20 protein-coding genes and 1 tRNA gene are annotated in these 26,820 nt (G+C 61.0%); 16 read left to right on the top strand and 5 right to left on the bottom strand.

Annotation, left to right across the window (positions count from 1 at the left end; translation table 11 throughout):
- Positions 1-78: 78 nt before the first annotated feature.
- The gene (locus AC07UB_RS21820) at positions 79-768 is read right to left on the bottom strand and encodes an ArsR/SmtB family transcription factor (RefSeq protein ID WP_492789943.1); all 690 of its coding nucleotides are present in this window, start codon (positions 766-768) and stop codon (positions 79-81) included.
- Between the two features lie 70 nt (positions 769-838).
- Here AC07UB_RS21820 and AC07UB_RS21815 point away from each other — a divergent pair, with 70 nt between their 5' ends.
- A complete protein-coding gene (locus tag AC07UB_RS21815) occupies positions 839-1,147 on the top strand; it encodes an NIPSNAP family protein (RefSeq protein ID WP_492789942.1) in 309 nt (102 codons plus the stop codon).
- A gap of 90 nt (positions 1,148-1,237) precedes the next feature.
- Positions 1,238-2,074 carry an isocitrate lyase/PEP mutase family protein gene (locus AC07UB_RS21810; protein WP_494654848.1) on the top strand — a complete coding sequence of 279 codons (837 nt, stop codon included), beginning with the start codon at positions 1,238-1,240 and terminating at the stop codon, positions 2,072-2,074.
- 63 nt (positions 2,075-2,137) lie between these two features.
- On the opposite strand, the gene AC07UB_RS21805 is transcribed toward AC07UB_RS21810, so the two are convergent.
- A complete protein-coding gene (locus AC07UB_RS21805) occupies positions 2,138-2,560 on the bottom strand; it encodes a hypothetical protein (protein ID WP_494654847.1) in 423 nt (140 codons plus the stop codon).
- A gap of 113 nt (positions 2,561-2,673) precedes the next feature.
- Positions 2,674-2,916: a hypothetical protein gene (locus AC07UB_RS21800; protein WP_494654845.1), complete on the bottom strand. Its 243-nt coding sequence runs from the start codon at positions 2,914-2,916 to the stop codon at positions 2,674-2,676.
- Between the two features lie 371 nt (positions 2,917-3,287).
- On the opposite strand from AC07UB_RS21800, the gene AC07UB_RS21795 reads away from it, so the two are divergent.
- The 11 genes from AC07UB_RS21795 to AC07UB_RS21745 all read left to right on the top strand — a co-directional run bounded on the left by AC07UB_RS21795 (position 3,288) and on the right by AC07UB_RS21745 (position 14,950).
- A complete protein-coding gene (locus tag AC07UB_RS21795) occupies positions 3,288-6,773 on the top strand; it encodes an indolepyruvate ferredoxin oxidoreductase family protein (protein WP_494654843.1) in 3,486 nt (1,161 codons plus the stop codon).
- Positions 6,774-6,939: 166 nt separating this feature from the next.
- Entirely contained in the window at positions 6,940-8,091 is a 1,152-nt protein-coding gene (locus tag AC07UB_RS21790; RefSeq protein WP_494654841.1) for a thiolase family protein, read from the top strand.
- Positions 8,091-8,483, top strand: a complete 393-nt coding sequence (locus tag AC07UB_RS21785; RefSeq protein WP_492789936.1) for a Zn-ribbon domain-containing OB-fold protein — start codon at positions 8,091-8,093, stop codon at positions 8,481-8,483. Before AC07UB_RS21790 ends, AC07UB_RS21785 begins: the two co-directional genes overlap by 1 nt.
- A gap of 21 nt (positions 8,484-8,504) precedes the next feature.
- Positions 8,505-9,365 carry a MaoC/PaaZ C-terminal domain-containing protein gene (locus tag AC07UB_RS21780; RefSeq protein WP_492789935.1) on the top strand — a complete coding sequence of 287 codons (861 nt, stop codon included), beginning with the start codon at positions 8,505-8,507 and terminating at the stop codon, positions 9,363-9,365.
- A 21-nt stretch (positions 9,366-9,386) separates the two neighbouring features.
- Positions 9,387-10,259 carry an SDR family oxidoreductase gene (locus AC07UB_RS21775; RefSeq protein WP_492789934.1) on the top strand — a complete coding sequence of 291 codons (873 nt, stop codon included), beginning with the start codon at positions 9,387-9,389 and terminating at the stop codon, positions 10,257-10,259.
- A gap of 21 nt (positions 10,260-10,280) precedes the next feature.
- A complete protein-coding gene (locus AC07UB_RS21770) occupies positions 10,281-11,213 on the top strand; it encodes a dihydrodipicolinate synthase family protein (protein WP_494654838.1) in 933 nt (310 codons plus the stop codon).
- Positions 11,210-12,019 carry an NUDIX hydrolase gene (locus AC07UB_RS21765; protein ID WP_494654836.1) on the top strand — a complete coding sequence of 270 codons (810 nt, stop codon included), beginning with the start codon at positions 11,210-11,212 and terminating at the stop codon, positions 12,017-12,019. The genes AC07UB_RS21770 and AC07UB_RS21765 overlap by 4 nt, the downstream gene beginning before the upstream one ends.
- Positions 12,020-12,114: 95 nt before the next feature.
- The gene (locus AC07UB_RS21760) at positions 12,115-12,855 is read left to right on the top strand and encodes a DUF3750 domain-containing protein (RefSeq protein ID WP_494655066.1); all 741 of its coding nucleotides are present in this window, start codon (positions 12,115-12,117) and stop codon (positions 12,853-12,855) included.
- A gap of 52 nt (positions 12,856-12,907) precedes the next feature.
- On the top strand, positions 12,908-13,699 hold the full coding sequence (locus AC07UB_RS21755; protein ID WP_494654834.1) for a cobalamin-binding protein: 792 nt from the start codon (positions 12,908-12,910) through the stop codon (positions 13,697-13,699).
- Positions 13,700-13,842: 143 nt separating this feature from the next.
- Positions 13,843-14,739 (top strand): LysR substrate-binding domain-containing protein, encoded by an 897-nt coding sequence (locus tag AC07UB_RS21750; RefSeq protein WP_494654832.1) that lies wholly within the window; start codon positions 13,843-13,845, stop codon positions 14,737-14,739.
- A gap of 134 nt (positions 14,740-14,873) precedes the next feature.
- Positions 14,874-14,950, top strand: a tRNA-Arg gene (locus AC07UB_RS21745).
- 107 nt (positions 14,951-15,057) lie between these two features.
- Here AC07UB_RS21745 and AC07UB_RS21740 read toward each other — a convergent pair.
- The gene (locus AC07UB_RS21740; RefSeq protein ID WP_494654830.1) at positions 15,058-17,874 is read right to left on the bottom strand and encodes an autotransporter outer membrane beta-barrel domain-containing protein; all 2,817 of its coding nucleotides are present in this window, start codon (positions 17,872-17,874) and stop codon (positions 15,058-15,060) included.
- Between the two features lie 256 nt (positions 17,875-18,130).
- On the opposite strand from AC07UB_RS21740, the gene AC07UB_RS21735 reads away from it, so the two are divergent.
- Both AC07UB_RS21735 and AC07UB_RS21730 read left to right on the top strand, forming a co-directional pair.
- Complete coding sequence (locus AC07UB_RS21735; protein ID WP_494654829.1) at positions 18,131-19,102, top strand: helix-turn-helix domain-containing protein; 972 nt, start codon at positions 18,131-18,133, stop codon at positions 19,100-19,102.
- Positions 19,103-19,413: 311 nt separating this feature from the next.
- Positions 19,414-19,674 (top strand): hypothetical protein, encoded by a 261-nt coding sequence (locus AC07UB_RS21730; RefSeq protein ID WP_494654827.1) that lies wholly within the window; start codon positions 19,414-19,416, stop codon positions 19,672-19,674.
- Positions 19,675-19,793: 119 nt separating this feature from the next.
- Here the strand turns inward: AC07UB_RS21730 and AC07UB_RS21725 are convergent, their stop codons facing one another.
- Positions 19,794-20,174 (bottom strand): hypothetical protein, encoded by a 381-nt coding sequence (locus tag AC07UB_RS21725; protein WP_494654825.1) that lies wholly within the window; start codon positions 20,172-20,174, stop codon positions 19,794-19,796.
- Positions 20,175-20,422: 248 nt separating this feature from the next.
- On the opposite strand from AC07UB_RS21725, the gene AC07UB_RS21720 reads away from it, so the two are divergent.
- On the top strand, positions 20,423-26,820 hold a 6,398-nt coding region (locus AC07UB_RS21720), incomplete at its 3' end, for a DUF5801 repeats-in-toxin domain-containing protein (protein ID WP_494655291.1).

Raw genomic sequence — 26,820 nt, 5'->3', positions numbered from 1 at the left:
TCGGGAAATACAAAAGCGCAAAGCGCGGGGAATTACGCCAATTTTTGCGCGGCGCTGTCAACACCGGATTGTTGCATTTTAATCGGCCTTCGTGCCGAACAGCGCGGTAAACCGCGCGGCGCCGTTCGGTGAAAAGGTCACGACCCGGTTGTTCTTTTCGCGCCTTGCCCATTTCAGTTCGTAAAGCCGCGAGAGGATGGCGGCGCCCAGCGATCCCGCGAGATGGCTGCGCCGTACACTCCAGTCGAGACAGGTCTTGCAAAGGGGACGGCGCGACCCTTCAAGCGCCGGGATGTCGATGCCGAAATCGGCCACGAAGCGTTCGCCGCGGGCGGTCAGTGCGACGCTGCCGTCCAGCGCGCGCAGCAGTTTTTTCTCGGTCATGGAATCGAGCATCCGCACGCCGAGATCGCCCGCGAGATGATCGTAGCAGACGCGGGCGCGCCGCAGTCCGGGATCGGCCGGTCCGGTGCGGACCCGCAGGTGGCCGGCGCGGGCGGCAAGTCCCATCAGTCCTTCCAGCACCGCGGCGACGTCGGGGCCGGAGAGGCGGAAATAGCGGTGCCGGCCCTGTTTTTCGGGAATCACGAGATGTCCGGCTTCAAGTTTGGCGAGATGGGAACTGGCGGTCTGTGCCGTGATGCCGGCTTCCTGCGCGAGTTCGGTGGCGGTGAGGGCCCGGCCGCTCATCAACGCCGTCAGCATGTTCGAGCGCGCGGGATCGCCGACGAGCGAGGCGATCATGGCCATGTCCGGTCCTGCCTTCATAGTTCGATCTTAATCGAAGCGTTAACGGCAGGCAACGGCGTAGCTTCCGGCTGGCAAAGGGAAGCATCTCATGACGATTACCGTGTTCATTCGTTACCGGCTCGACCCGTTCAAGCGCGATTTGTTCGAGCGATACGCGCAGCGTTGGCTGACCGTCATTCCGAAGTGCGGCGGCGATCTGCTCGGCTACTGGATGCCGCATGAAGGGACCGACAGCATCGCCTTCGGATTGATCTCGTTCCCGAGCCTCGCGGACTACGAGTCCTATCGGGCGCGCCTGAAAGCCGACCCGGATGGTATTGCGAATTTCAACTTCGCACAGGAGCACAAGTTCATTCTCTCCGAGGAGCGCACCTTTTTACGGCATGTGCAGAACTGACACGCGATCAGGACCGATTGATTTCCGATCGGCGCGGCGGCATCGTTCGCCGGTCTCAAGATCAACTATAAACAGCCGGGGAGAGTTAGCATGTCGGTTTCGGTCAACGAGAAGCGCGCCGCGTTTCGCAAGCTTCATGACAGCGGCTGCTTCGTGCTGCCCAATCCCTGGGACGCCAGCAGTGCACAACTGTTGCAGACCATGGGGTTCAAGGCGCTGGCCTCGACCAGTGCAGGGTTTGCATGGTCTATCGGACGGGCAGACAATCGTGTGACATGCGATGATGTGCTGGGGCATCTGAAGGCTCTTTGCGACGCCACTGATCTTCCGATGAACGCTGATTTCGAGGGTGGCTTCGCCCATGATCCCGCAGGTGTGGCTGCGAATGTCACGCGCGGCGTTGCCACGGGCATTGCCGGGTTATCGATCGAGGATTCGACCGGCGATGCAGCCGCGCCGCTGTACGATGTGAAACTTGGCGTCGAGCGTATTCGCGCGGCGCGCGCGGCGATCGATGCAACGGGGGAAGATGTTTTGCTCGTGGGGCGATCCGAAGGATTCCTGGTGGGACAGCCCGACCTCAAGGCCACCGTTGCCAGACTGATTGCTTACGCGGAAGCAGGCGCCGATTGCCTGTATGCGCCAGGAATCCGGACGCGGGAGCAGATCGAGACGGTCGTAAAGGAATTGTCGCCAAAGCCTATCAACGGGCTGTTGAACGGCCCGTTGTTCACGGTGGCGGAAATGGCGGATATTGGCGTGCGGCGCATCAGCGTCGGTGGTGCGCTGGCGCGCGTGGCGTGGGGCGCATTCATGAAGGCTGCGCGCGAGATGGCTGACAGTGGGACGTTTGGCGGATTGACGCAGGCCGTGCCGCATCCCGAGATCAACGGGCTGTTTGCGGAAATCAGCAAGAGACGATCATAGCGGTGGAAAAAAGCGGGCACCCTTTCGGACGCCCGCTTTGATCTACAGCCTGGTCTGGCTGCGTTAGTTGCTCGACGGAGCCGCCGGTGCGCTGTTCTGTGGAGCCGAGGGCGCCGGATTAGACGGTCTTGCCGCAGGCGGAGAGGCCGGCTGTGCAGGGTTCATCGAGGATGATCCGGTGGTCTGACCTGCCGGAGGACGTGGCGCCTGAGCCGTGCCGCCTGCCGATGGCGTGGCCGGTGTAGTCTGTGCCGTCGGCGTCGCGTCAGGCGACGTACTGGACGTATTCAGTCCGTAGAACACCACGCCGAGGATGGCGACCAATGCAATCGCGAACACCGCGATACGTCCGCCGCTTGCAGGGCCTTCCGCCAATTCGGGATCGGCCTGAATCTCGTTGTCGAACTGTTCGGCGCGCCGACGGAGCAACTCGTCATCCGTTGAACTGCCGCGGAAAGGTTCGTTGGGATTGCGCTCGATAGCCATGCGTTGGTCCTCCAGTCGTTGTATCCGGGAAGACAATCGCCGGACTCGATGGTCGTTCCCATGTCAGGCGATCAATGACGGTTAGTGTTGGAACCTTGCAGGTGTCCGGGTATTCATCGCGCGTCCGTGCCCGTCGTTTGTCCCGTTGTAATTGAGGGATTGTTCGATATGTCATGCGGCACTGGATTCATCCGCGACAATGCCAGCGCGAGAATCACAAGAAGGGCGATGCCGATAACCGCCTTGACCGGCTTGTCCTGATGTTTGGACCCGAAACCCTCGTTTGTTGGGGACAGCGCGTCGTAGCCGTCCTTTTCGTTGTCCGATGTCCAACTGCGTCCCGACACATGGGTCATGGCAATTCCTCCATTGAGACGAACCGTTGAGACCGGTCTGCCTGCTCAGGAGGCAACGGTTCGCAAGGTGTGAGTGTTCCGGTAGAGCGTTGCGCCAGGCGAGGGGCTGCCTTGCGGGAGCACTGCCGCAATGCAGCGCCGCAGCGCGCCTCACGGCCGTCGTAAATGCCGGTCGCAATGTCCTTTCGAAGCCGCTGGTAAATGCGACACAACACGTCCGGCGCGTGGGAAAAGCAGGTCTAAAATTTCGTTTAGAAACAAAGGTCTGATGATTGCGATTTATGATGTGCGGGAAACAAAAAGCGACATAGACTGGTTCTAATTGGACTCGTCACCACGCAACAAGAGCCCGGCAAAGAGGCAAACGAATTATGGGAATCAACCAAGGGCCGATCAGCCTCGATCAGAAGTACACGCAGGCTTCGGGGCACATTTTTCTGACCGGCATACAGGCGCTGGTCCGGCTACCGATGGCGCAGGTGCGCCGCGACCGGGCCGCGGGCCTGAATACGGCGGCCTTTGTCAGCGGATATCGCGGGTCGCCGCTCGGCGGCTACGATCAGCAGCTCTTCGCGGCGCGCAAGCATCTGGCGGAATACAACGTCAAATTTCAGCCGGGCGTGAATGAAGACCTCGCCGCAACCGCGATCTGGGGGTCTCAGCAGCTCAATCTTTCGCCCGGCGCCAAGTACGATGGCATTACCGGTATCTGGTACGGCAAGGGCCCCGGCGTCGATCGCTGCGGCGACGTATTCCGGCACGGCAATGCCGCGGGATCGGCGACGCACGGCGGCGTCCTTTGCCTTGCTGGAGACGATCACGGCGCAAAGTCGTCCACCGTGCCGCATCAGTCGGACCACGCCTTTATCTCCGCGTTGATGCCGTATCTCTATCCGTCGAGCATTCACGAGATGATCGAGATGGGGCTGCTCGGCATCGCCATGTCGCGCTACTCCGGTTGCTGGGTCGGCATGAAGGTCATTACCGAAACGGTGGAGACCACGGCCGAGATCGATCTCAGCGACGAGATGACACCGTTCATCATTCCAACCGATTTCGAGATGCCGCCGGGCGGCCTCAACCTGCGCTGGCCCGATGATCGCTACGCGCAGGACAAGCGCTTGCAGGACTACAAGGGTTTCGCAGCGGTCGCCTTTGCGCGCGCCAACAAGATCAACCGCGTCACGATGGATTCGCCGAACGCGCGTTACGGCATTATGGCGTCCGGCAAGAGCTACGAAGACATCCGGCAGGCGCTGCGCGAACTCGGCATCACACCCGAGGTTGCCGCGAAGATCGGCCTGCGTCTCTACAAGATCGGCATGCCGTGGCCGCTGGAGCCGGAAGGCGTGCGGCAGTTCGCGGTTGGCCTTGAGGAAATTTTCATCGTCGAAGAGCGCCGTGAGATCGTCGAGAACCAGGTCAAGCAGGAATTGTTCAACTGGCGCGACGACGTGCGTCCGCGCATCATCGGAAAGATGGACAATCACGACAAGCGCTTCCTGCCGTTCGCGGAAGAGCTGAGCGTGGCGTCGCTGGCAAGTTCGCTCACCGAGCGATTGTTGCAGCTCGATCTCAATCCCGAAATCGTGGCGATGCTGCGCGCCAAGGCCGACTGGTTCAACGGGCGGCAGGCGACACAGGTGCAGGCCGTTGCGCCGGTGACGCGCACGCCGTATTTCTGCTCGGGCTGTCCGCACAATTCATCGACCAAGGTGCCCGAAGGCAGCCGTGCGATGGCCGGTATCGGCTGTCACTTCATGGCCTTGTGGATGGACCGCAACACCGAGACATTTACCCATATGGGCGGCGAGGGCGTGCCGTGGGTCGGTATCGCGCCTTTCACCAACGAGAAGCATGTCTTCGTCAATCTTGGCGACGGCACGTATTTCCATTCGGGCAGCCTCGCGATCCGGCAGGCGATCGCCTCCAAGGCCAACATCACCTACAAAATTCTCTACAACGACGCGACGGCGATGACCGGCGGTCAGCACGTCGACGGCGAGCTGTCGCCGCAGCAGGTCACGTTCCAGCTTCACAGCGAAGGCATTCGCGACATCTATCTGGTGTCCGAGACGCCGGAAGCCTATCCGGCATCGGACATCGCGCCCGGCACCAAGGTCGCGCACCGCGACCAGTTGGATGAAGTTCAGCGCACGTTGCGCGACACGCCCGGCTGTTCGGCCATCGTGTTCGTCCAGACCTGTGCCGCCGAAAAACGCCGCCGCCGCAAGCGCGGGCTGATGGAAGACCCGTCGAAGCGCGTCATCATCAATCCGGCCGTCTGCGAAGGCTGTGGCGATTGCTCGGTGCAGTCGAACTGCATTTCGGTGGAGCCGCTGGAAACCGAGTTGGGGCGCAAGCGAACCATCAACCAGTCGAGCTGCAACAAGGATTATTCCTGCGTGAAGGGCTTCTGTCCGTCCTTCGTCACCGTGGAAGGCGGTACGCTGCGTAAACGCGCGCCCGTTGATCTCAGCAATCTCGGTGAGCTTCCTCCGCCGCCGTCGATGCCGTCGCTCGACAAGCCGTACAACATCGCCGTCGGCGGTGTTGGCGGCACCGGCGTGTTGACCATCGGCGCGCTGCTCGGCATGGCCGCGCATATCGAAGGCAAGGCCAGCATGATCCTCGACATGTCGGGGCTTGCGCAGAAGGGCGGCGCGGTGTTGAGCCACGTCCGGTTGTCGAAGAACACGGCAGACGTGACGAGTTCACGGATTGTGACGGGCACGGCGGATTTGCTGATCGCGGCGGACGAGGTGGTCGCCGTCGCCAAGGAGACGATCACGCTGGCCGAATCGTCGCGAACCTACGGCGTCATCAACACCCATCTTATTCCGATCGCGGATTTCATTCAGAACCGCGATTTCAACTTCCAGCGCGGCAAGGTCAACCTTGTGCTGGAGAACGCGCTGCGCAAGGAGTCCGCGTTTCTCGACTTCACCCATCCGGCCGAAAGCCTGCTCGGGGATTCGATCGCGACCAACATGATGATGATGGGCTTCGCCTACCAAAAGGGCCTGCTGCCGGTCGGCGCCGAAGCCATCGAGCGGGCGATCGAACTCAACGGTGTCTCGATCAAGATGAACACGCAGGCATTCCGGCTCGGACGGCTTGCGGCCGCGGACCCGGCGCGCCTTGCCGCGATGATGAAGGATGAGGTCGCCGCGCCGAAGACGCTCGAGGAGATGACACTCGATGAAGTCATCGCTCACCGCATGCAATTGCTGACCGACTATCAGAATGCGGCTTATGCCGCGCGCTACCGCAGCCTGGTCGATCAGGTCCGGAAGGTCGCGTTCGATGGCGGGTATGGCGAAGCGCTCCCGCGCGCGGTGGCGATCAACTACGCCAAGCTGCTCGCCTACAAGGATGAGTACGAGGTCGCCCGGCTGTATACCGATGGCCGGTTCGAGAAAACCATTCGCGAGCAGTTCGAGGGTGATTTCAAGATGAGCTTCAATCTTGCGCCGCCGATGCTTCCCGGCAAGGACGCAATGGGGCGCCCGAAAAAGCGCGCTTTCGGTGCATGGATGGTGCCGGTGTTCAGGCTGCTCACGAAGTTTCGCTTCCTGCGTGGCACGTTGTTCGATCCGTTCAGCTACAGCGAGGACCGCAAGCTCGAACGCAACCTGATCAAGGGCTACGAACAGGACGTGGTCACGGCAGTGAGATTGCTCGCGCCGAAGACCCACGACATCGCAGTCGAGTTGTTGTCGCTGCCCGACCAGATCCGCGGCTATGGGCCTGTGAAGGAAGCATCCGTCGTGAAGGCGAAGGCGCGATACGAACAGCTCGCCAGGGACCTGGTCAATCCGCCGCCCATGATTACGCCGCAGATCGCGGCGGAATAGAAAACGCATAGGGCGCATTCCGTAAACGGGATGCCGGTTTTGCGCCAGAATACGCGTTAAAGCGACATGCGCGGCGCTCGTTCGCCCTGCGAAACTCAAGGTGCTTGCCAAGCCTGCTCAAGCGGGCGAGATATTCGCTGGAAAAAAGCGCCAGCGGAGACACCTTTTGACGATCAAGAACAAGGCCTACATCGCCGGGATTTACGAGCATCCGACACGGCATGCGCCGGATAAATCGACCGCCCAGCTTCACGCCGAATGCGCCAAGGGCGCGCTGGAGGATGCGGGTCTGACCAAGGCCGATGTCGACGGCTATTTCTGCGCCGGCGACGCACCGGGCGGCATCTGGCAGATGTCTGACTATCTCGGCCTCAACAAGTTGCGCCACCTGGATTCCACCGAGACCGGCGGTTGTTCCTACATCATCGCGCTGGGCCATGCTGCCGAAGCGATAGCCGCGGGCAAGTGCTCCGTGGCGCTTATCACGCTGGCGGGTAAGCCGCGCACTGGCCCGATGCCGCCGCGCGCTTATGGTCCGGAGGTGGATTTTGAAATGGCCTACGGGCCGACCACACACAATGCTTACGGTATGTGCGCGATGCGCCACATGCATGATTTCGGCACCACCAGCGAACAACTGGCATGGGTCAAGGTCGCGGCGTCGCATCATGCGCAGTACAATCCGCACGCCATGCTGCGGGACGTCGTCACCGTGGAGGACGTCGTCAACTCGCCGATGATTTCCGATCCGCTCCACCGGCTCGACTGTTGCGTTGTTTCCGATGGCGGCGGTGCGGTCATCGTAACCACGCCGGAGATCGCGAAGTCGCTGAAGCGTCCGCTGGTACGTCTCACCGGCCACGGTGAATCGAACAAGGGACCGAATGGCGGCCGCAACCTCGACCTGACATATTCGGCGGGCGTCTGGAGCGGTCCGACCGCATTTACCGAAGCGGGCGTCACGCCGAAGGATATCAAGTATGCGTCGATCTACGACAGCTTCACCATCACGGTGGTGATCCAGCTTGAGGATCTTGGTTTCTGCAAGAAAGGCGACGGCGGAAAGTTCGTCGCGGACGGCAACCTGATTTCCGGCGTTGGCAAGCTGCCATGGAACACCGACGGCGGCGGGTTGTGCAACAATCACCCGATTAACCGCGGCGGCATCACCAAGATCATCGAGGCGGTGCGGCAGTTGCGCGGCGAGGCGCATCCGAAGGTTCAGGTTCCGAACTGCGATCTCGCGGTGGTGCATGGCACCGGCGGATTGCTTGGTGTGCGGCATGCGGCGTCGACCGCGATTCTGGAGCGCGTGTGATGACCGATAAACCGAAATATCCCGCGCCCGTCGGCAATCCTGAGACCGCACATTTCTGGGAAGCTGCGAAGCAGGGCAAATTTCTGATCAAGCGCTGCACCGCGTGCGGCGAACCGCATTATTTTCCGCGATCGATCTGTCCGGTGTGTTTCTCGGACCAGACGGTATGGGAAGAAAGCAAGGGCGAGGGCGTGATTTATAGCTACAGCCTGATGCGCAAGTCGCCGACCGGGCCTTATGCCATCGGTTATGTCACGCTCGATGAGGGGCCGTCGTTGCTGACGAACTTTGTCGATTGCGATCTGGCCGCGCTGAAAATCGGCCAACGCGTGAAGGTTGTTTTCAAGCCGACGGACGGCGCGCCGCTGCCGTTCTTCACGCCTGTCGGATAACAATAACAACAGCGAGGAAGCATGCCGATCAAATACGATGAGGTGATGGCTCTCAGGAATGTCGGCCAGAAGTATTCGTGGACCGATCGCGAAGTCATGCTTTACGCCTATGGCATCGGCATGGGCGCCGACCCGATGGACGAGAAGGAACTGTCTTTCGTCAACGAGGGCTACTTCACGCCGCGCGAATTGAAAGTTGTCCCGACTTACGCTTCGGTTGCGGCATGGGGGTCGGTCGCGGGACATATCGACGTCAATCGCGTCATGGTGGTGGACGGCGAGCGCGACATCACCTTTCACAAGCCGCTACCGGTCGCAGCGAACATTACGGCGGACTCGAGCATTCTCGGCGTATTCGACAAGGGCAAGGACAAGGGCGCGGTGATCCTGCGCAAGACCGTGCTCAAGAATGAGAAGGGCGAAGACCTTGCAACCCTGATCGCGTCGCAGTTCGCGCGTGGCGATGGCGGCTTTGGTGGCCCCTCCGAGGGCCAGCCCGAACCCCACGCCATTCCAAAGCGAGCCCCGGACATGACGGTTGATATTTCGACGCGGCCGGATCAGGCGTTGATCTATCGGCTTTGCGGCGATCGCAATCCGCTGCACAGCGATCCGGAGTTTGCCAAACGCGCGGGCTTCGATCGTCCAATCCTGCACGGCATGTGCACCTATGGGCTCAGTTGTCGGGCGGTGCTGCAGACCTATGCCGACTATGATCCGCTCGCGTTCAGGCAGCATGTCACGCGGTTCTCGGCCCCCGTGTTTCCGGGCGAGACGGTCTCGTTCGATCTGTGGAAAGACGGCAACGTGATTTCTCTCGAAGGCCGCGTGAAAAGCCGCGGCGTAACCGTCATCAAGAACGGCAAGACCGTACTCGCTTAAAAGAAGAAACCGGAGGACGCCATGGGTCTGCTCGACGGTAAGGTCGCGATCATCACCGGGGCAGGCGGCGGTTTGGGCGAGGCTTATGCCAAACTGTTCGCGCGCGAGGGCGCGGCGGTGATTGTCAACGATCTCGGCGGCCCGCGCGACGGCAGCGGCGCCGACACATCGATGGCGCAGAAAGTCGTCGATGCGATCAAGGCCGAGGGAGGCCGCGCTTACGCCAACGGCGCCGACATCTCGACCATGGTCGGCGGCCAGTCGGTGTTCGACGATGCCATCAGGCATTTCGGCCGCGCCGATATTCTCGTCAATAACGCCGGCATCCTGCTGGATACGACCTTCGCGAAAATCACCGAGCAAAGCTGGGACCGGGTGATGAAGGTGCATCTCAAAGGCACGTTTTGCGTCACGCTTCCGGTCTTCAAATGGATGAAGGACAATGGCGGCGGGGTCATCGTCAACACGTCTTCGACATCGGGCCTGATCGGCAACTTCGGCCAGAGCAATTACGGGGCGGCCAAGGGCGGCATCTGGGGCCTGAGCAATGTACTCGCCATCGAAGGCCGCAAGTACAACATCAGGCTCTGGACGCTGGCGCCCGGCGCGCTTACGCGCATGACGGCAGATTTGCCGCGCTATATCGAGAATCCCGGTGCGGCGATGGGGCCGGACGAAATTGCACCGGCGGTGCTTTATATGGTCAGTTCGCTGTCCGGCGAGCAGACGGGCAAGGTGCTCGGCGTTTCCGGGCCGCGCGGCGTGCGCGAGATGAAAATGCTGGAAATGGAGGGCTGGAAGCCCGGCGGTCCCTGGAAGGCGGAGGATATTGTGAACCACGCCAGCGAGATTTTCTTCGGCGAGCAGGATAAGATGACGGCTCGCAGACTCTAATCCACGAAAGAAACCAAGACTATGAAGCTGACTCACGAAGCGAGCGGCACTTTTGCCATCGCGCCAACGCCATTCTTCGAAGATGGCCGCATCGACTATGACTCGATCGATCGGCTGACCGATTTTTACGCCGAGGTCGGCTGCAACGGCGTGACGGTGCTCGGAATTCTCGGCGAGGCGCCGAAAATGGAGGCCGATGAATCGCTTCAGGTTGCGACCCGCTTCATCAAGCGCGCCACGAACAAGCAGATCATCGTTGGCGTATCTGCGCCAGGCTTTGCGCAGATGCGCACGCTGGCGCGCGCCTCGATGGATGCGGGCGCTGCTGCCGTCATGATTGCGCCACCGCCGCACCTGCGTACCGACGAACAGATTTTCGGTTATTTCCGGCAGGCGACAGAGGCCGTCGGCCCAGATGTGCCGTGGGTGTTGCAGGATTATCCGCTGACCTTGACGGTCGTCATGACGCCGTCCGTCATTCGCAAGATCATCATGGACAGCCCGTCCTGCGCGATGCTCAAGCACGAGGATTGGCCCGGACTGGAGAAGATCTCGACGCTGCGCGGTTTTCAAAAGGACGGCTCGCTGCGGCCGCTGTCGATTCTGGTGGGCAACGGCGGACTGTTTCTCGACTTCGAGATGGAGCGCGGCGTCGATGGCGCCATGACCGGCTATGCCTTCCCGGACTTGCTGGTGGATGTCGTCAACCTGTCGAAGGCCGGCAAGCGCGATGCCGCGCACGATCTGTTCGACGCGCATCTGCCGCTAATCCGCTATGAACAGCAGCCGGGCGTCGGTCTTGCCGTGCGCAAGTATGTCCTCAAGAAGCGCGGCAAGATCGCGTCGGACGCGCAGCGCAAGCCGGGATCGAGCATGAGCCCGCTCGCGCGCAGCGAAGTCGACTATCTCCTGTCGCGCGTTGGGCGCGTTGACAAGCGGGCTAATCTGGCATGAGCGAAAACAAGAGCGCGCCGGATCCGTCGAAAGCGTTGCGGGTTGCCGCAACGGTCCTGCTGCTGCGTGAGGGCAGGAGCGGCATGGAGATTTTCATGGTGCAGCGTCACCATGAAATCGAGTTCAGTTCTGGCGCTCTGGTGTTTCCGGGCGGCAGCCTCGATCCCGGCGACCGCGAGATCGCGGCCGATCCTGCGCTTGTGTCCGATCGCGGTGGCCTTGGGGCCGATGCAGCCGCCATCCGCATCGGCGGCATTCGCGAGACGTTCGAGGAAAGCGGGATCATGCTGGCGCGCCCGCGCGGGTCCGGGGCGCTGATCCCGGCGGAGCAACTCGCGGACCTGGACCCGCAGCGGGTTGCACTTGACGAAGGCAAGGTGAGTTTCGCGGATATTCTGCGTCAGCATGCATTGACGCCTGCGATCGATCTGCTGGTTCCCTTCGCGCACTGGATCACGCCGGTGAACATGCCGAAGCGATTCGATACCCACTTCTTGCTGGCCATGGCGCCGGACGACCACATCGGCAAGCACGACGGCAAGGAGTCGGTCGATTCGATCTGGCTCTCGCCGAAGGAGGCACTCGACAGCGCCGCGTCCGGCCGTTTTACGCTGCCGTTTCCGACCATCCGCAATCTCATCAAGCTGGACAAGATCGGCACGGCGAAGGCGGCGATGGATTTCGCGCGAACGACACCCGTGGTCACCGTTGTTCCCGAAATGACGAGGGAAGGGGGAGGGATGCGGCTGCGCATTCCTGCCGAGGCCGGTTATGACGGCGAGGTTTTCGACGTTTCTCGCCCGTAGTCTGCCCAACCTGCGCCATTGAATCTGTCGATCCTCGTCACCATTCTCAAATGGAGCGATTGCGTCTGTGACGGTGTGCGATGAGATTGTGGAAGATGGTTCTGGCGGCTTTTCTGATCCTTGTGTTCGCCCCCATCGGCGTCTCCGCGGCATCGTATTTTTTGAGCGATCGCGCTTCAGCGAACTGGTATGCGGCCGATCGTTCCAGTGCCGGTGTGCTGCCCCAAGCGTCGAGCAATCCTAACGCTCTGGTTCGCATCTACGCCGCACGGACAGTGCGCTGGCGCGGCATCGTCGCCGTGCATTCCTGGATCGTGTTCAAGGACAAGGGCGCGTCGCGCTACAGCCGCTACGATTACACGGCGTGGGGCGAGCCGATCCGCGTTAACGGCTTTGTCGCGGACGGGCGCTGGTTCGGGCAGGTGCCGGAAGAAGTGTTTAGCGCTGACGGCGAGCAAGCCGCGCGCCTCATCCCGAAAATCAAGGCCGCTATCGACAGCTACAAGTATCGCAATCTCGGCGATTATCGCGCGTGGCCGGGCCCGAACTCCAACACGTTCGTTGCCGCGATTATCGATGCCGTTCCGGAAATGCAGGCCGTGCTGCCGCCCACGGCCATCGGCAAGGACTTTCCCTATGACGGGGAATGGCTCGGCCGCACGCCATCCGGCACCGGGCTGCGCGCTACGCTGGGCGGCTATCTCGGCGTTACCGTCGGCTGGCTGGAAGGCTTTGAGCTGAATGTTCTCGGCGCGGTTCTCGGCATCGACATCCGCAGGCCGGCGATCAAGATTCCCGGCATCGGGCGCATTGGCATGAGCGCCGCCTCGGCGTAGTCAGTGCTGATTGCGCTGCTGCGCGCGGTCGCCCGCCTTGGAATTTCCGTACATGACAGTCTTTCCTCCGCGCCGGATCGTGTGCCTCACCGAAGAAACCGTCGAGACTCTTTACCTTCTCGGTGAACAGGATCGTATCGCCGGCGTATCGGGTTACGCGGTGCGGCCGCCGCAGGTGCGGCGTGAGAAGCTGCGCGTGTCGGCGTTTATCTCGGCGGATATTCCCAAGATCCTCGCGCTCGATCCCGATCTGGTGCTGGCGTTCTCGGACTTGCAGGCCGACATCGTCGCGGATCTGGTGCGGGCCGGGGTGGCCGTGCATGTCTTCAACCAGCGCGACGTCGCAGGGATACTGGCGATGATCCGCACGCTTGGCGGGCTGATTGGCGAGCCTGCCAAGGCTCATGATCTCGCGGAGCGGTTTGAAGGACGGCTTGCGGAAGCCGCCCGGATCGGACGCTCGCGTCCATCGCGCCCCAAAGTTTATTTCGAGGAATGGGACGATCCGCTCATCAGCGGCATCGGCTGGGTCTCGGAGCTCATCGCGATTGCGGGCGGCGAGGATGTGTTTCCGCAACTGGCGAAGGAGAAAGCCGCGAAGGACCGCATCGTCGCGTCGGAAGCCGTGATCGCAGCCAACCCCGACATCATCCTTGCGTCGTGGTGCGGCAAGAAAGTCGTACCCGCCAAGATCCGTCATAGACCGGGGTGGGACGTTGTCGCTGCCGTGCGCACCAACCGCATCGTCGAGATCAAATCGCCGCTGATTCTGCAGCCCGGTCCTGCCGCGCTGACCGACGGGCTTGATGCGATTGTCGGGGCGTTGTGGGGCGAAAAGGCTTGAGACGCGGCGCCCCAAGGCGGCGCGTCAGATGTTAGAAGCCCTGTATTAGTATCGGGAGTATCGCTCTGAGCAGGCCGGAGGGAGGCTTGTCGATCAGGTTTAATCGTGGCCATAATGGATATGGACAAGAAAAACTGATCGATATGGTGTCTCTTAAACAGCTCAAATATTTCGATGCCGTGGCCCGGTTGGGGCATTTCGGCAGGGCCGCGGAGCACTGCTCCGTCACCCAGCCGGCGCTGTCGATGCAGATTCAGGAGCTCGAGAAGTTCCTCGGGGTCCAGCTTCTCGAGCGTGGGCGCAACGGCGTGATGCTCACCGAGGGCGGCAAGGACATCGCGAAGCGGGCCGCGGGGGTTCTGGCCGATGTCCGCGACATCGTGGACTTCGCGCGCGGGCAAGGGGGCGTGCTGTCAGGTCCGCTCGGATTCGGCGTCATTCCATCGGTGGCGCCGTATATCCTGCCACAACTGCTGCCCACGATTCGGAATGCGTTTCCGGATATCGATCTCCATATCCGGGAGAGCCAGACCCAGACGCTTGTCGGCGAACTTCTCGACGGGCAGCTCGACGTCCTGCTGCTGGCGCTGCCGGTCGAACACGCCGACATCGAGACGACCCGGCTGTTCGATGATCGCTTCCTGTTGGCAATGGCGACGTCGCACCGCATGTCGAATCGGGCACGCGCCACGCCCGATTTGCTTGAGAGAGACAGGCTGCTGCTTCTGGAGGAGGGGCACTGTATGCGGGATCAGGCGCTGGCATTCTGTAACCTGCGGCGGATCGAGAACATCAATACGTTCGGCGCTTCGAGCCTGTCGACACTGATTCAGATGGTGGCGAACGGTCTCGGCATGACCCTGCTGCCGGAGCTTGCCGCTCCGCTCGAAACCCGCCGAGGCAACATCCACCTCATGCGATTCGCCGATCCGGAGCCGCAGCGGGTCATCGGACTTGCATGGCGCAAAAGTTCGCCGCGCAAGCGTCACTTCGCTGAACTCGGAGAGATGATCGCAGCAGCGGCAAAAGCGCCGTTGTAACCGATTGCAAAGCAGTGGCTTTTCACGCTGCCAATCTCACTCAAAGTGATCCTGTAAAATCCTGGAAAAAAGCAGTTTTCAGCCGGTTTGCCGGGGTGGATTTCGCGCCCCGCTTGGCTATGGTGCGCGCGTCAGCGCTCGTAGCTCAGCTGGATAGAGCATCGGATTTCGATTCCGAGGGTCGGGAGTTCGAATCTCTCCGAGCGCGCCATTTGCATACAAAACTGCGAACGTCGGGACCGGCGTTTTGGTCCCCGACTTTCTCCAGGGGCGCCTTCGCGCTGTTCCAGGGTTATGCCTGGGCAGGAAGCGCCGCACTTACCACAGAATGCGCACGCCACCCTTGCCAGCGACGATTGTGCTGTTGTCGTTCATGCCGGTGACCTCACCTGAGGCGAACAACGCGACATTGCCGGTCTGCCACGTAAAACCGCCGCCGGCATAGAGGCCGTAGGAGTCCCGTTCTCCGATGGCGGCCAAGACGTTGGTTCCGCCGAACGCGATGTTGACCGTCTGGTCGCCGGCATACTGGCGCGCCAGCAGGCCGACATGGCCGCGGAACGTGATTCGGCTGCCGTCCCGGTTTTGGACGCCGGCGAGGGTGACTTCGGCGCGCTCCTCCGCGCCACGGAAACTCTGGGCGGCGATGGTGAGATTGACGTTCGATCCGCTCTCCGTATAGCCGTCAAATTGCGCCGCGACGTAGCGCACCTTCACGGCCGGCGTCAGCGTGAGATTGTAGGGCAGCGCGAAGCGATGGCCGAACGTGAGCAGCGGCGTGAGGAGCCAGCCGTCATAGCGCGCGCTCGCGGTCTGTGGCGTGACGCCGTTGATATTGCGCTTTGACTCGTTGTCGAGCGTGGCGCCGATCAGCGCCAGATCGAAGAAGCTCGAACCGGTTAGGGTGCGGCTGTAGAGCCCAGCGAACATGGTGTCGGTCCCGATGCTGCCGGCATTGAGAGCGAACCGGGTGTCGTTGTCGCTGCCGCCGGCAAACACGCCCAGCCGCGTGTTGCCGGTGATGTCGGCATCGAAGCCGATCGCGACGCCCGCGCCGGTGGTGATGCCTGCAATGACGCCGTCACTGGCGCCCTGGTCGCGGCGTCCGCCGAAGCCCTTGGCCCAGAACGCATTGCCATGCGCGTCGTTGACCGTGCCGCCCGTGAACGCGGGTGTCGGTGTGTGGGGCGACGCGGAGGGGAAATTCGCAAAAGCATTATCGAAGCGCGGCGCGGGCGTGTCGATAGCGGCGAAGGCATTGGCGCCGCTCATGGCCGACGTATCGAACACCGGACTGTCCGGCAGCACCGACGAGATCCACCCGGTGATGTCCATGATGGCGCGCTTCATCATGCGGAAGCTGGAAGTGTCTGCGACGATGATCTGGTTCGGGGTGATGAAATAGGGTGTGCCCGGCGTTGTGACGGTAGAGAGCGCGGCGTCGTACTGCGCGGTGTCGAGCACCCAGTTGCCGGGACCGAAATTCACCCTGTCGGCGCCGCCGCCGAAATTGACCCGTCCGCCGAAGCGCGCGCCGGGCAGGATGTTGAGGGTGTCGGAGGCGGCGGTGCCATTGGCGTTGAACTGGATAGCCGTGCCGTTGCCTCCGCCGATGAATCCGGACGTGGTCACGACGCCGGTGCCGTAGGTCCAGATGCCGCTCAGAGCGCCCGTGATGGTGCCGGTGTTGGTGACGGCTGCGGTGTCGTTGGATGCGATGCCGTTACCGCCTCCCGTGATAATTCCCGAATTGGTCACGGTGGCGTTGATGTAGCCGAGAATGCCACTCCGGTTTTGTCCGATAATGGTGCCGGAATTGATGACCGTGGCGAATCCTTCGCTGCCAACGCCTGTGTTGAGGCCTCTGATGGTTCCGGAATTGGTAACGATGGCGATGCTGTTGCTTCCAACGCCGACGGTGCCGCCGTTGATGGTCCCGGAATTGGTGACGGTGGCGGTCCCGATGCTTCCTATGCCGTTGTTGTTGTCGCTAATAATGGAGCCTGAATTGACTACCGTACTGTTCAGCGCCGAATAGATGGCATTGTAGGCCGTCGCCTTGATGGTGCCGGAGTTGGTCAGGGTAACATCGCCACCCCATCCGATTATGCCGGTATCGCCGGCGATGGTGCCGGAATTCCACACAACGGCGCTGCCGTTACTGATGATACCGGTGTTGCCTCCGCTAATGCGGCCTGTGTTGGTCACGTTTGCGACAGAGGCCGCAAGGATGCCATCCATGGTCCCTGTGATGGTGCCGGAGTTGGTGACGTTCGCGATGTCGGCGGCAACCCCTCTTCCGCCAGCCGTAATGGTGCCGGAATTAGTGACGAAAGCGGTCACAGCCCTGACGCCCTCGCCGGTTGTTGCGATGATGCTCCCGGAATTCGTCACAGTGGCGGTGGTGTCGGCGAAAACGCCATAGGTAGCGCCCGTGATGGTGCCGGAATTGGTCACCGTCGCAGCGTTGGCAGAGATGGCAACGTCGCCGCTGATGGTGCCTGTGGCATGATTGGCCACATTGGCGGTGGTGCCTGCGTAGATGCCTCCGGTGGTGCCGGTGATGGTGCCGGTATTCGTGACGGTCGCGGCGCCAGTGGTAGCCTCGATGCCGTTTCCGTTGGTGCCGGTAATGGTGCCGGAGTTTGTTACGAAGGCGTTGACGGCCGCCGAGATGGCGTCGAGGTTTCCAGTGATGCTGCCGGAATTGGTCACGTTGGCAATGTTGGCACTGATTCCGAAGTCGCCGCCGGTGATGGTGCCGTCGGCGTGATTGGTCACATTGGCGGTGCCACTGGCAAAGATGCCTCTGCTGCCCGCGAGAGCGCCCGAACTGATCACTGTGCCGTCGAGGAAGGCGATGCCGATGATCGTGCCGGTGACGCTGGCGCCGGGCGCGACCGTGACGTGAAGATTGGTCAGTGCCGGGTCGCCGTAGCCGATGCCGGGGTCCGGTCCCTGATTGGTCGTGGTGCCGGTACAAGTCGCGGTGTTGCCGTCAGCGGGTGGATTCGGATTGCAGGCCGCGTTCGCATCGGCGGTTGCCGACAGCACGGTCGCAAAGGCGGTCGACGCCAGTAACGCCATCCGCAGCGCAGGCGACAGCGTCGCCGCGGTCCGGGTGTCTCGCGCCATTCCCATGCCCCCAGGAGGTCGCCGATCACATCGTCCGAATAGCGCCTACCCAGATACTTTGCCGCGCCCTGTCCCGGTATAGAGCGAGGCGATATGGCCGCAATTGACGTCGCGTCCCATCTATTTGCATTTCGTCCCAAAGGGCGAAACGTCGCAGATCAGACAGGTCTGCTTGCCGCATTGCCCCGCTTGCCCGACAATCACTTCAAACTGTTTGCTCACCAGATTCTTTTTCTCCTCATCGGCTCTCCCCCGCATGGCCCACCGACGCTTCTTCACGACGAACGGCATTGCCGCGCGCGATGCCTATGAGGCGTGGAGCTGCCGCGAGTGGCCGAGCCTCGCGCCGGTATTCGACACCCAGCCGCCCGAGGGCGGTTTCTTCGCCAACAGCGAGACCTTCGGATTTCGCGATCTGGCGGTCACACGATCGCACATCACCGGGCTTGGTTTCGCCCGAAGCGGGAATCGCATCCGTGCCGACGAGATCGATCATCTCGGCGTGCTGATTCTGTTCGACGGAAGCCAGGCGGGCGATGCCGAAGGACGTTCGATCGCCTGCGGCGGCGGCGTGGTGCTGGCCGATCTCAGCCGCCGCGCTCAATGGATATCGACGACAAGCCGCACGATGACATTCGCCATCCCGCGCGCGATCGTCGAGGAAATCCTGCCGCCGGTGCGCTCCCTGCACGGGTTGGTGTTGAGCGCGGCCCGCGCGCGGCCGCTGATGGATTATGTGCGGGCGCTGTCGCCGCATCTGCTGGGCCTTCCTCTCGCGAGCGGTCCGTCGCTGGCGCGGGCCTTTCTCCACATGCTGGCTTTGGTGATCGAGCATCCCGCTGTGCCGGAGCTGGAAGGGGATACGCGGACCATCCTGCGCCTGGCCGCGCGCGAGCGCGCCGAAACGTTGATCGAGCGGTATCTCCACGATCCCGCTTTCGGTGTGCACGAGCTTGCGCGCCTGCTCGGACTGTCGCGGTCGGCGCTCTATCGGCTGTTCGAACCGGATGAGGGCGTGGCCGATTTCATCCGCGCGCGCCGTCTGCAACGGCTGTGCGCCGTGCTGGCCGATCCGGCGGATCATCGCCGGATTGCGGAAAAGGCCTACGCCAGCGGCTTCGCGGATCCGGTTCAGTTCGTTCGCGCGTTCCGCCGCGCCTATGGAATGACGCCCGTGGAATATCGTGCCGCGATGCTGGACGCCGGGATGCGAACGCGGCGCACGTGATGCGCTTCGCGCAGCTAACCTGCCGCGAGTTGCCCGTCCCGACGCAAAAACTCTCGTCTGAGAACCCGGAGTTCTTCGCGGACCGCAAAGGCCCGTTGGAATGATGAAATTATATCATTACCTCAAGGGCATATGAGTTCGCAGTTTTATTCGGAGTGGCGCGCCAATCGATCCCTCTGCCGACCGTTCCGGTCCCGATCGTGGCCTGCAAGTGATCCACTCGCCCAATCGTTGATTCCATCAAGTCTCTTGCCGAGAGGGTGCGGCTTTGGCACCCTGAAACGATACTGCTGCAAATAATTGAGGTCACAATGATCAGGGCAATTTTAAAGGGAGCAATTCTGGGCGCTATCCTGCTGGTCGTCCTTCCGGCCGGCGGCGCACAGGCCTTTGGCGACCAGCCTCGCTGGCCAGAGTTTGGATATGGCTACGAGCCCGCCATCGCCTCGGGTTGCTTGAAGTGGAATTGGCAGCAATACGCCTGGTACGATCACTGTCCGGCCTACATTCACCCCAAGGCCTACATGTATCCGAGGTCATCGCTTCGCACGGTTTTGCGAACCAAGGGCTGAACGGACGCTGAGCGTGCTCGGCCGGTGTAGACCGGCTGGATCAGGCGTGGATGCCATGGGCGCGCCCGTGCGCGGGACGCCCTCTGAAAAATGGATGGGTGCTTAGCCGTGCGGCTCGCTCAGGAGAGCGAAACCGAGCAGGCGACAGAGTTGTTTTTGCCGAAATTGAGCTGTGCGTTTCCGCGCAGACCATCGAGCCAGATACCTTTGCCAGCGTAGCGATAGCCGACGCCCATCGGCACCAGCCGGACATAGGTCGCGCTGCGCGGTGCAGTATAGAGCCTGGCCGTAACCAGCTCGCCCGCCACGCTGACGGCAATCGGGCAAATCGGATAATCGCGGCCGTTCTCGCAGGTCAGGACGATCTCCGAGCAGCCTCCCACGCTTCCTTGGGGCACCATCAGGCCGAGGTCGGCGGCCCTTGCACTCAGCACACCCGAACTCAAAGCGAGGCTCAGCACCGCTGCAGTCTTGATAACGTTGAACAATCCGGCGCGCATCACGCCCCCCAATATCAAAAAATCAATAGCTTAATCAAGCAAGAAGGCCGGTGGGGGTCAATCCCGCCGCGAGCCCCCAGCCAACGAAAACCTAAGCGTGTCGATTTAACCACAGCGGCCGGTAACGTTGGATTTACCATAAGGGTTTCTTGACGTCTAACTATTTGAAAGAGAGGATGATCCTTAAGAAATTGTTAAGCGGCCTATTAAGGCTCAATTTTTATTTTCCGCATTTTTGAGGCGTCGTCATGAATGGACCTTTTCAGGTAGCGCAGGCCAATATTGCAGGGCAGACCGCAGGCAAGCCTCCGGCGCGCATCGTCAAAATAGCGAAGCCTTTCAGCGAGCAGTCGGTCATCGTGGCGCTGAGCTACGACGGAAGCGTCAAGGCCGATCTTTCGGCGATTGCCGGCGAGAAAATTACGCTGGTCCATGTCGGCGAGAAGCTGATCATTCTTTTCGACAACAAATCGACGATCACGCTCGAACCGTTTTTCGATTCCACCGGCAAGCCGCTTCAGTCACTGACGGTTGAAGTTTCGCCAGGCCGCGATTTGACGGGTACCGAATTCGCGGCGCTTTTCCCGGTGACGGAAGATCAATCGATCCTCCCTGCGGCGGGTGATGGTGACGGCGGCAATGCACAGGCGTCAGGCGCGAATTTCAGCAGCGTCGGCGTCGATCCGCTCGCATTGCCGGGTCCGCTCGATCTGCTTGGCCAGGAGGAATTGCCGAACTTCGTCATCACGAACCTTTTGACGCCCGTCAACGTGATCGATCTCATCCCGTCTCAGATTTTTGGCGCGCGCGTCGGCGGTGCGGTGGAAGAAGAACAGCTTGGCGGCTTTATCTTTGAAACTCGATTCACCAAGCAGCTTTTCGAGTTTAACCCGATCGCGTCTCACGGTCAGGAAGATCCAAACGACGCTACCCAGCCGAACAGCGACGGAACGGCTCCCGATGGCCTCGACCGGGATACCGAAGGCAATGATGTCACGACCCAATTTTTCCATGGCGCTGGCGCCAATGCGCTGACGAATCTCGTTGCGGGTGGTGATGGCCCGCTGACGTTCAGCATCGACGGTGCGATTGCAAATTCTGCGGTCAGGGATGGTACCGGCGCCGTCGTTCGATCCGGCGGCCACGACCTGCATTACAGTCAGGTCGAGTCCACAGTGACAGGCGACAGCACTGTCATCGGAGGTTATGGCAGCGGCGGCGAGGAGGGCTTCCACGCCGTATTCCAGCTGACGATTCACTCCGACGGCACATACGACTTTACGTTGTTCGACAAGATCGATCATCCGATCAAAACCCTCGACAGCGGCTCGACCTCGAACGGGCATCTGGAAGAAACCCTGTTTCTGGATTTCACGACGCTGGTGCATGTCGCCGACAACGACAACGACAACTTCACACTGACCGGCACGAATGCATTCACCATTGGTGTTATCGACGATACCCCGGTGGTGTCGGTTTCGGCTGTGGGGGAGACCTCGCTGGCGCTTGCCGCGCTTGATGAATCAATTGGCGCGGATGCCGGCGACCCCAATGCAGATTCCGATGTCACCGCGAATAACCTGCCGGACCCGACAGGAACGAACGCGATCGGTGAGGTGAAGTCCGCGGACTTCGCGCTTCTGAATCTTTTCTTCGTCGCCGGAAACACCGGCGAGGATGGCTTCGGTTCGGCTAACTATGCTTTCAACCTGACGCTGACCGGCGCCGGCCAGAACGGTGGTGTGGCCACCACCTTGTCGGTCACCGATCCCGGCCATCTCCTTTATGGCCTCGACAGCACGATCTATCTTTTTAAAGAGGGCGATGAGATCGTCGGTCGCGTCGGCCGTGCCGATGGCGCGATTGCGCTTCGGATTTCGCTTGAGGACGCGGGCAGCCCCTCAGCGCATTTCGTGGTCGACCAATATCTGCCTGTCGATCATGGCGATGACGGCAATTTCGATTCATCGCGGCCACTGACGCTTGTTGGCGAAGGTGCAACGCTGGGCGTGACGTTCACGACAACGGTGACCGACGGCGACGGCGACGTCGCAACTTCCACGGCAGACGTTACGATCATTGACGGGAAGACCACGCCTATCAGCATCGAAGACGATGGCCCAGTTGTCACCGTCACCAAGGCCGAGGGCTTTACACTCGTCCATGACGAAACCTTATTGCTTCAGAGTCCGCCGTTCGGCGATGACAACGACATCCTGTTTACGTCTGTCTTCAACACGGTGAGCAATCCGGGTCATGATCCGGACGTTCCGTTTGGCCTTCCGATCGGTTATGCGCGCAGCGTCGGCTCAGCACTCTCGGCTCCTGTTATCGACTACGGAACGGACGGCGCAGCAGCAGGCTCTGCAGCGAAGTTCTATTCACTGTCGTTGTTCGACACCGACGGTGAAGCTGCTCTGGGCCCGGTCGATTCCAAGATCGAGACCACTGACCATCACGAGATCTTCCTGTTCAAGGAAGGCAACTTCATCGTTGGTCGATATGACGCCGCTGACGGCGAAGTCACAAGTGCCGATCCTGCCGCGTTTGCGCTCTACATCAATCCGACAACTGGCGTCGTCTCGTTGGTCCAGTATGTTTCACTGCATCACAATAGCCCGGATGTCGGCGTTGATTCCGATGAATACGTTTCACTCGGTAACGCGCTCGGCAGCGTCCAGGCGACGGTCACAGTCACCGATGGTGACGGTGACAAGGCTTCGGCCTCCGCCAACATTTCTGGCGATATTCGTTTTGAAGACGATGGTCCTGCCGTCACCGTGACGGTGAAGCATGGCTTTGGTATCACTGCGGACGAATCTGCCGGCATCCAGAACAACGATGTCGCTGGGTCGCTGTCTGTATTCGACCAGGTCAGCAATAAAGGAGCGGATCCTGACAATGGCGGAAATCCGCTTGCGTTCGCGACCAATAGCACGCCCGCGCTTGTAGTCTTCCCTTACTTCGGCGTGGACGGGCAGGCGACGTCGGATGCGACTGTCTTTTCGCTTACGCTCAATGGCTGGGATGGCCAGCACGGCGTGCCTTCAGGCGTGAAGCTAACTGACGGAACGACAATCAGCCTTTACTCAGAAGTTGTTGGCGGCAACACACTGATCGTGGGCCGCGTCGATGGAAATGGCGCTGATGCGGGCAAGGCTGCGTTTGCTCTCTCGATCGATCCGGCGACCGGCCAAGTTTCCATGGTCGAGTATCTGTCGCTGCAACACAATCTCAACGGTCTCGATCCTAACGATCAGGTTTCGCTCAAGTCGAACACGATCCTGGCAACCGTCACGATTACGGACGGCGATGGCGACACCGCGTCTGCATCGGCTGACATCTCTGGCAAAATTCATTTCAACGACGATGGCCCGAAGGTCATTTCGACCGCTCACATCACTGCAACTGTTGACGAAGACGGCCTGCAGTGGGCGAACGCCGACGGCAATCCGCTGCGTGATGGTGAAACCAACGGAGACGAAAAGGCGACCGTTACCGGTACGCTCAAGGCGCTTGTCGATTTCGGTGCCGATGGTCCCGGCAGCTTCACGCTCGTTTCTAAAAATCCGACCGACGTCACAGGACTGTCCTCGAAGCATGAACAGGTCAAGATCGTTTCCGACGGCACAACTCTCATTGGCTACGTCGAGAGCGGCAATGGTGCGGGATTTGGCGCGGGCGACCGGGAAATCTTCACACTGACCGTCGGGCCCGACGGGTCATATGTCTTTACGTTGAAGGATCAGATCGACCATCCGACGCAGGATGGTACCGCCGAAGACAACATCGAAAACCTGCTTGCAGGTACGGGTATCGATCTGTCGAGCTACATTGTCGCAACGGATGGCGACGGCGACCCTGTGACTCTGGGAGCGGGAGCTTTCACCGTCCAGGTCCTGGACGATATCCCGGTTGTCGCGGCACGTCCTGGCGTCGACACGACGACGACGACCACCACCACGGTTACCAATGCCTTCAATCTGCACGCCGGTAACGTCGAAGTTCGCGGTGTCGGACAGGGTGGCCATGATCTTCTTTTGACGACGGCTTCCGGCCATTCCGTTAACACGACAAGCGGAACGATCGGTGTCGACAATGCCTGGATCGATGGTGTGGGCAAGAAGAACGGCGCTGAATTCGTCGATGCGCAGTTCGTTACGAATCTGAATCTGAATAACAACGCCTTTGCGGGCTACGATCCGCAAACGGGGGCTTCGTTCTCGCTCGACCTTCAGGGCAACGGTACAGGCGTGCTTTTCGTCAGCGCCGCCACCGGCGGAATCGGAGGCAGCCCGGTCGATTTGACGTTCAAGGTCAATGGAACGGCGGTGACGGCGACGGTTGTCGCAGGTGGATATGTTCTGTCCGGCCTTGAGGATGGCGACAAGGTTAGCGTGACCGCGGTAACCGGAACATTCGACACCTTGAAGATCGGAAACTACGACGGCGTTTCAGGTTTCGAAGGGGGCCCGTTCCGTGTCTACGGTCTCGGGAGCGATGTCACCACGACCGTCACGACAACCACGCATGAGACCTTTACGGTCAGCGAGGACGAGAGCAACGGGCTCAATACGTCTCAAGATCCAAACAGCGCAAATGACGTTAATGCTCCGGCCTCTGGTACGGACGCCTATAACGCGATCTTCGCGGCCAATGCGATCGGCTATGCAAAATCTGGCGAAAGCGTTCTGGTCAGCAATGGTGCCCATGGGTTCACCGCGCTCTTCACCGGCAAGGTCGGTGCGGATCTGAATGGTGAATGGTCGTTCGCCATCACCGACAAGGATGGAGCCGGGTTCGCCGGCGTTGATTCCGGCCTGACGACCCTGGACCATACAAAGATTCTGCTGACTACCGACGCCGACGGCGTACTGGTAGGCAAGGCCGACAACACCACGGTGTTCAAGGTCTATGTCGATCACGTCGGCTTTGTCTGGATTGCCCAGTATGAGGCAATCTATAATCCGGTTTCTGGTCTTGATGCAGCGGCATATGACGACATCGCAAAGGTAGCCGCCGATCTTCACATCAAGGGGACTCTAACCGACGCCGACGGCGACTCTGTCAGCGCTGTGTCCAATGTGTCGCTGCAGATTCAGTTCCAGGACGATGGCCCTGTGGCCGTTAGTGACGCCCACAACCTTGGAACCCAGACTTCGGTCACGGCCAATGTCATTACAGGCGCGAACGAAACTTCGCCTGGTGTCGATACCGTGGGTACGGATGGCGCCAAGGTCACAGATGTCACCAGCAACAACGAACAGGGCCATATCGCGACGAACGTCAACGGTGTGCTGACGATTGTCGGTGAGTACGGCAAGCTCGTTTTGCACCCGGATGGCGAATACACCTATCAGCGCACGAACGGCGCTGCGCTCACGGGTGACGACGTTTTCACCTACACGCTTACGGACGGCGATGGTGATATCGCGACCGCGACCCTGACGATCAATATCAACGATCACGGCGTGACGACGACCGTTCCTGCGGCCGGCACCGCTGGCGCGCAGGTTTTCGAAGCGGGACTTCCGGCGCGCGGTGGCGAGCCTGAGGGTTCTAACGCGGCTGCTGATTCTGAAACCACGACAGGTTCGATCACTTATACGGCGCCGGATGGTCCTGCGGTTGTCACGATCGACGGTACGGCTGTGACGTTTGTCGGCCAAACGTTCGTGCACGTTGGTATCGGGACGCTGGAAATCACAAGCATCAGCCCCGCAACGGGCTCGATCGGCTACAAGTATACCCTGGCGGACAACACCCTGACGGATCCTTCGAGCGACAGCTTCGCCGTTGTAGTGACGGACGCGGATGGCGACCACGACGACAAGACGTTGACGATCAAGATCATCGACGACGTTCCGCATGCGGTTGCGGATGCGGACAGCGTTGTTGAAGGCGCGGATGCGTCGGGCAACGTATTGACGGGTGTCGGCACGACGGCCGGCGTTGCGAGCGCGGACACGGCGGGCGCGGACGGCTATGGCGCCAACGCGGTCGTTGGTGTTGCAACCGGCAGCAACACGGCGCTGCCGGTGAGCGGGGGCGTTGGCGTGCCACTCGAGACCACGCTGGGCTTCCTGACGCTGCACGCGGACGGCAGTTACACCTATGCGGCGAAGCCGAATGCGACCGGTTCGAATGCGGTGGATACGTTCGTCTACACGATCGTGGACGGCGACGGCGACACCTCGACGACGACGCTGACGATCAATATCGACAACGTAACGGTGGTTGCGTCGGACACCGATGCGGTTGTGAACGAGGCGGGCCTGCCGGTGATCGGCAGCGCCGCGGCGACGAACAGCGAGATCTTCGACGGCGCGATCACGCCGTCGGGCAACGGCACGGGTCCGTACACCTATACGCTGACGAGCAGTGCCAACGGCGCCTACGGCAACCTGGTGCTGAACTCGGCGACCGGCGCGTACACCTACACGCTGGTCACGCCGTATGACGGCGCGACAGCGGACAACAGCGTCACCACCGAGACGGGCAAGGACAGCTTCACCTACACGGTGACGGACGCCCACGGCAACAGCACCACCGGCACCATCCTGGTCGACATCATCGACGACGTTCCGCATGCGGTTGCGGATGCGGACAGCGTTGTTGAAGGCGCGGATGCGTCGGGCAACGTATT

The organism is Afipia sp. GW821-FHT04G03, assembly GCF_059419985.1.
The sequence above is the reverse complement of the archived record's forward strand: the minus strand, read 5'-3'. Positions and strand labels throughout refer to the sequence as shown.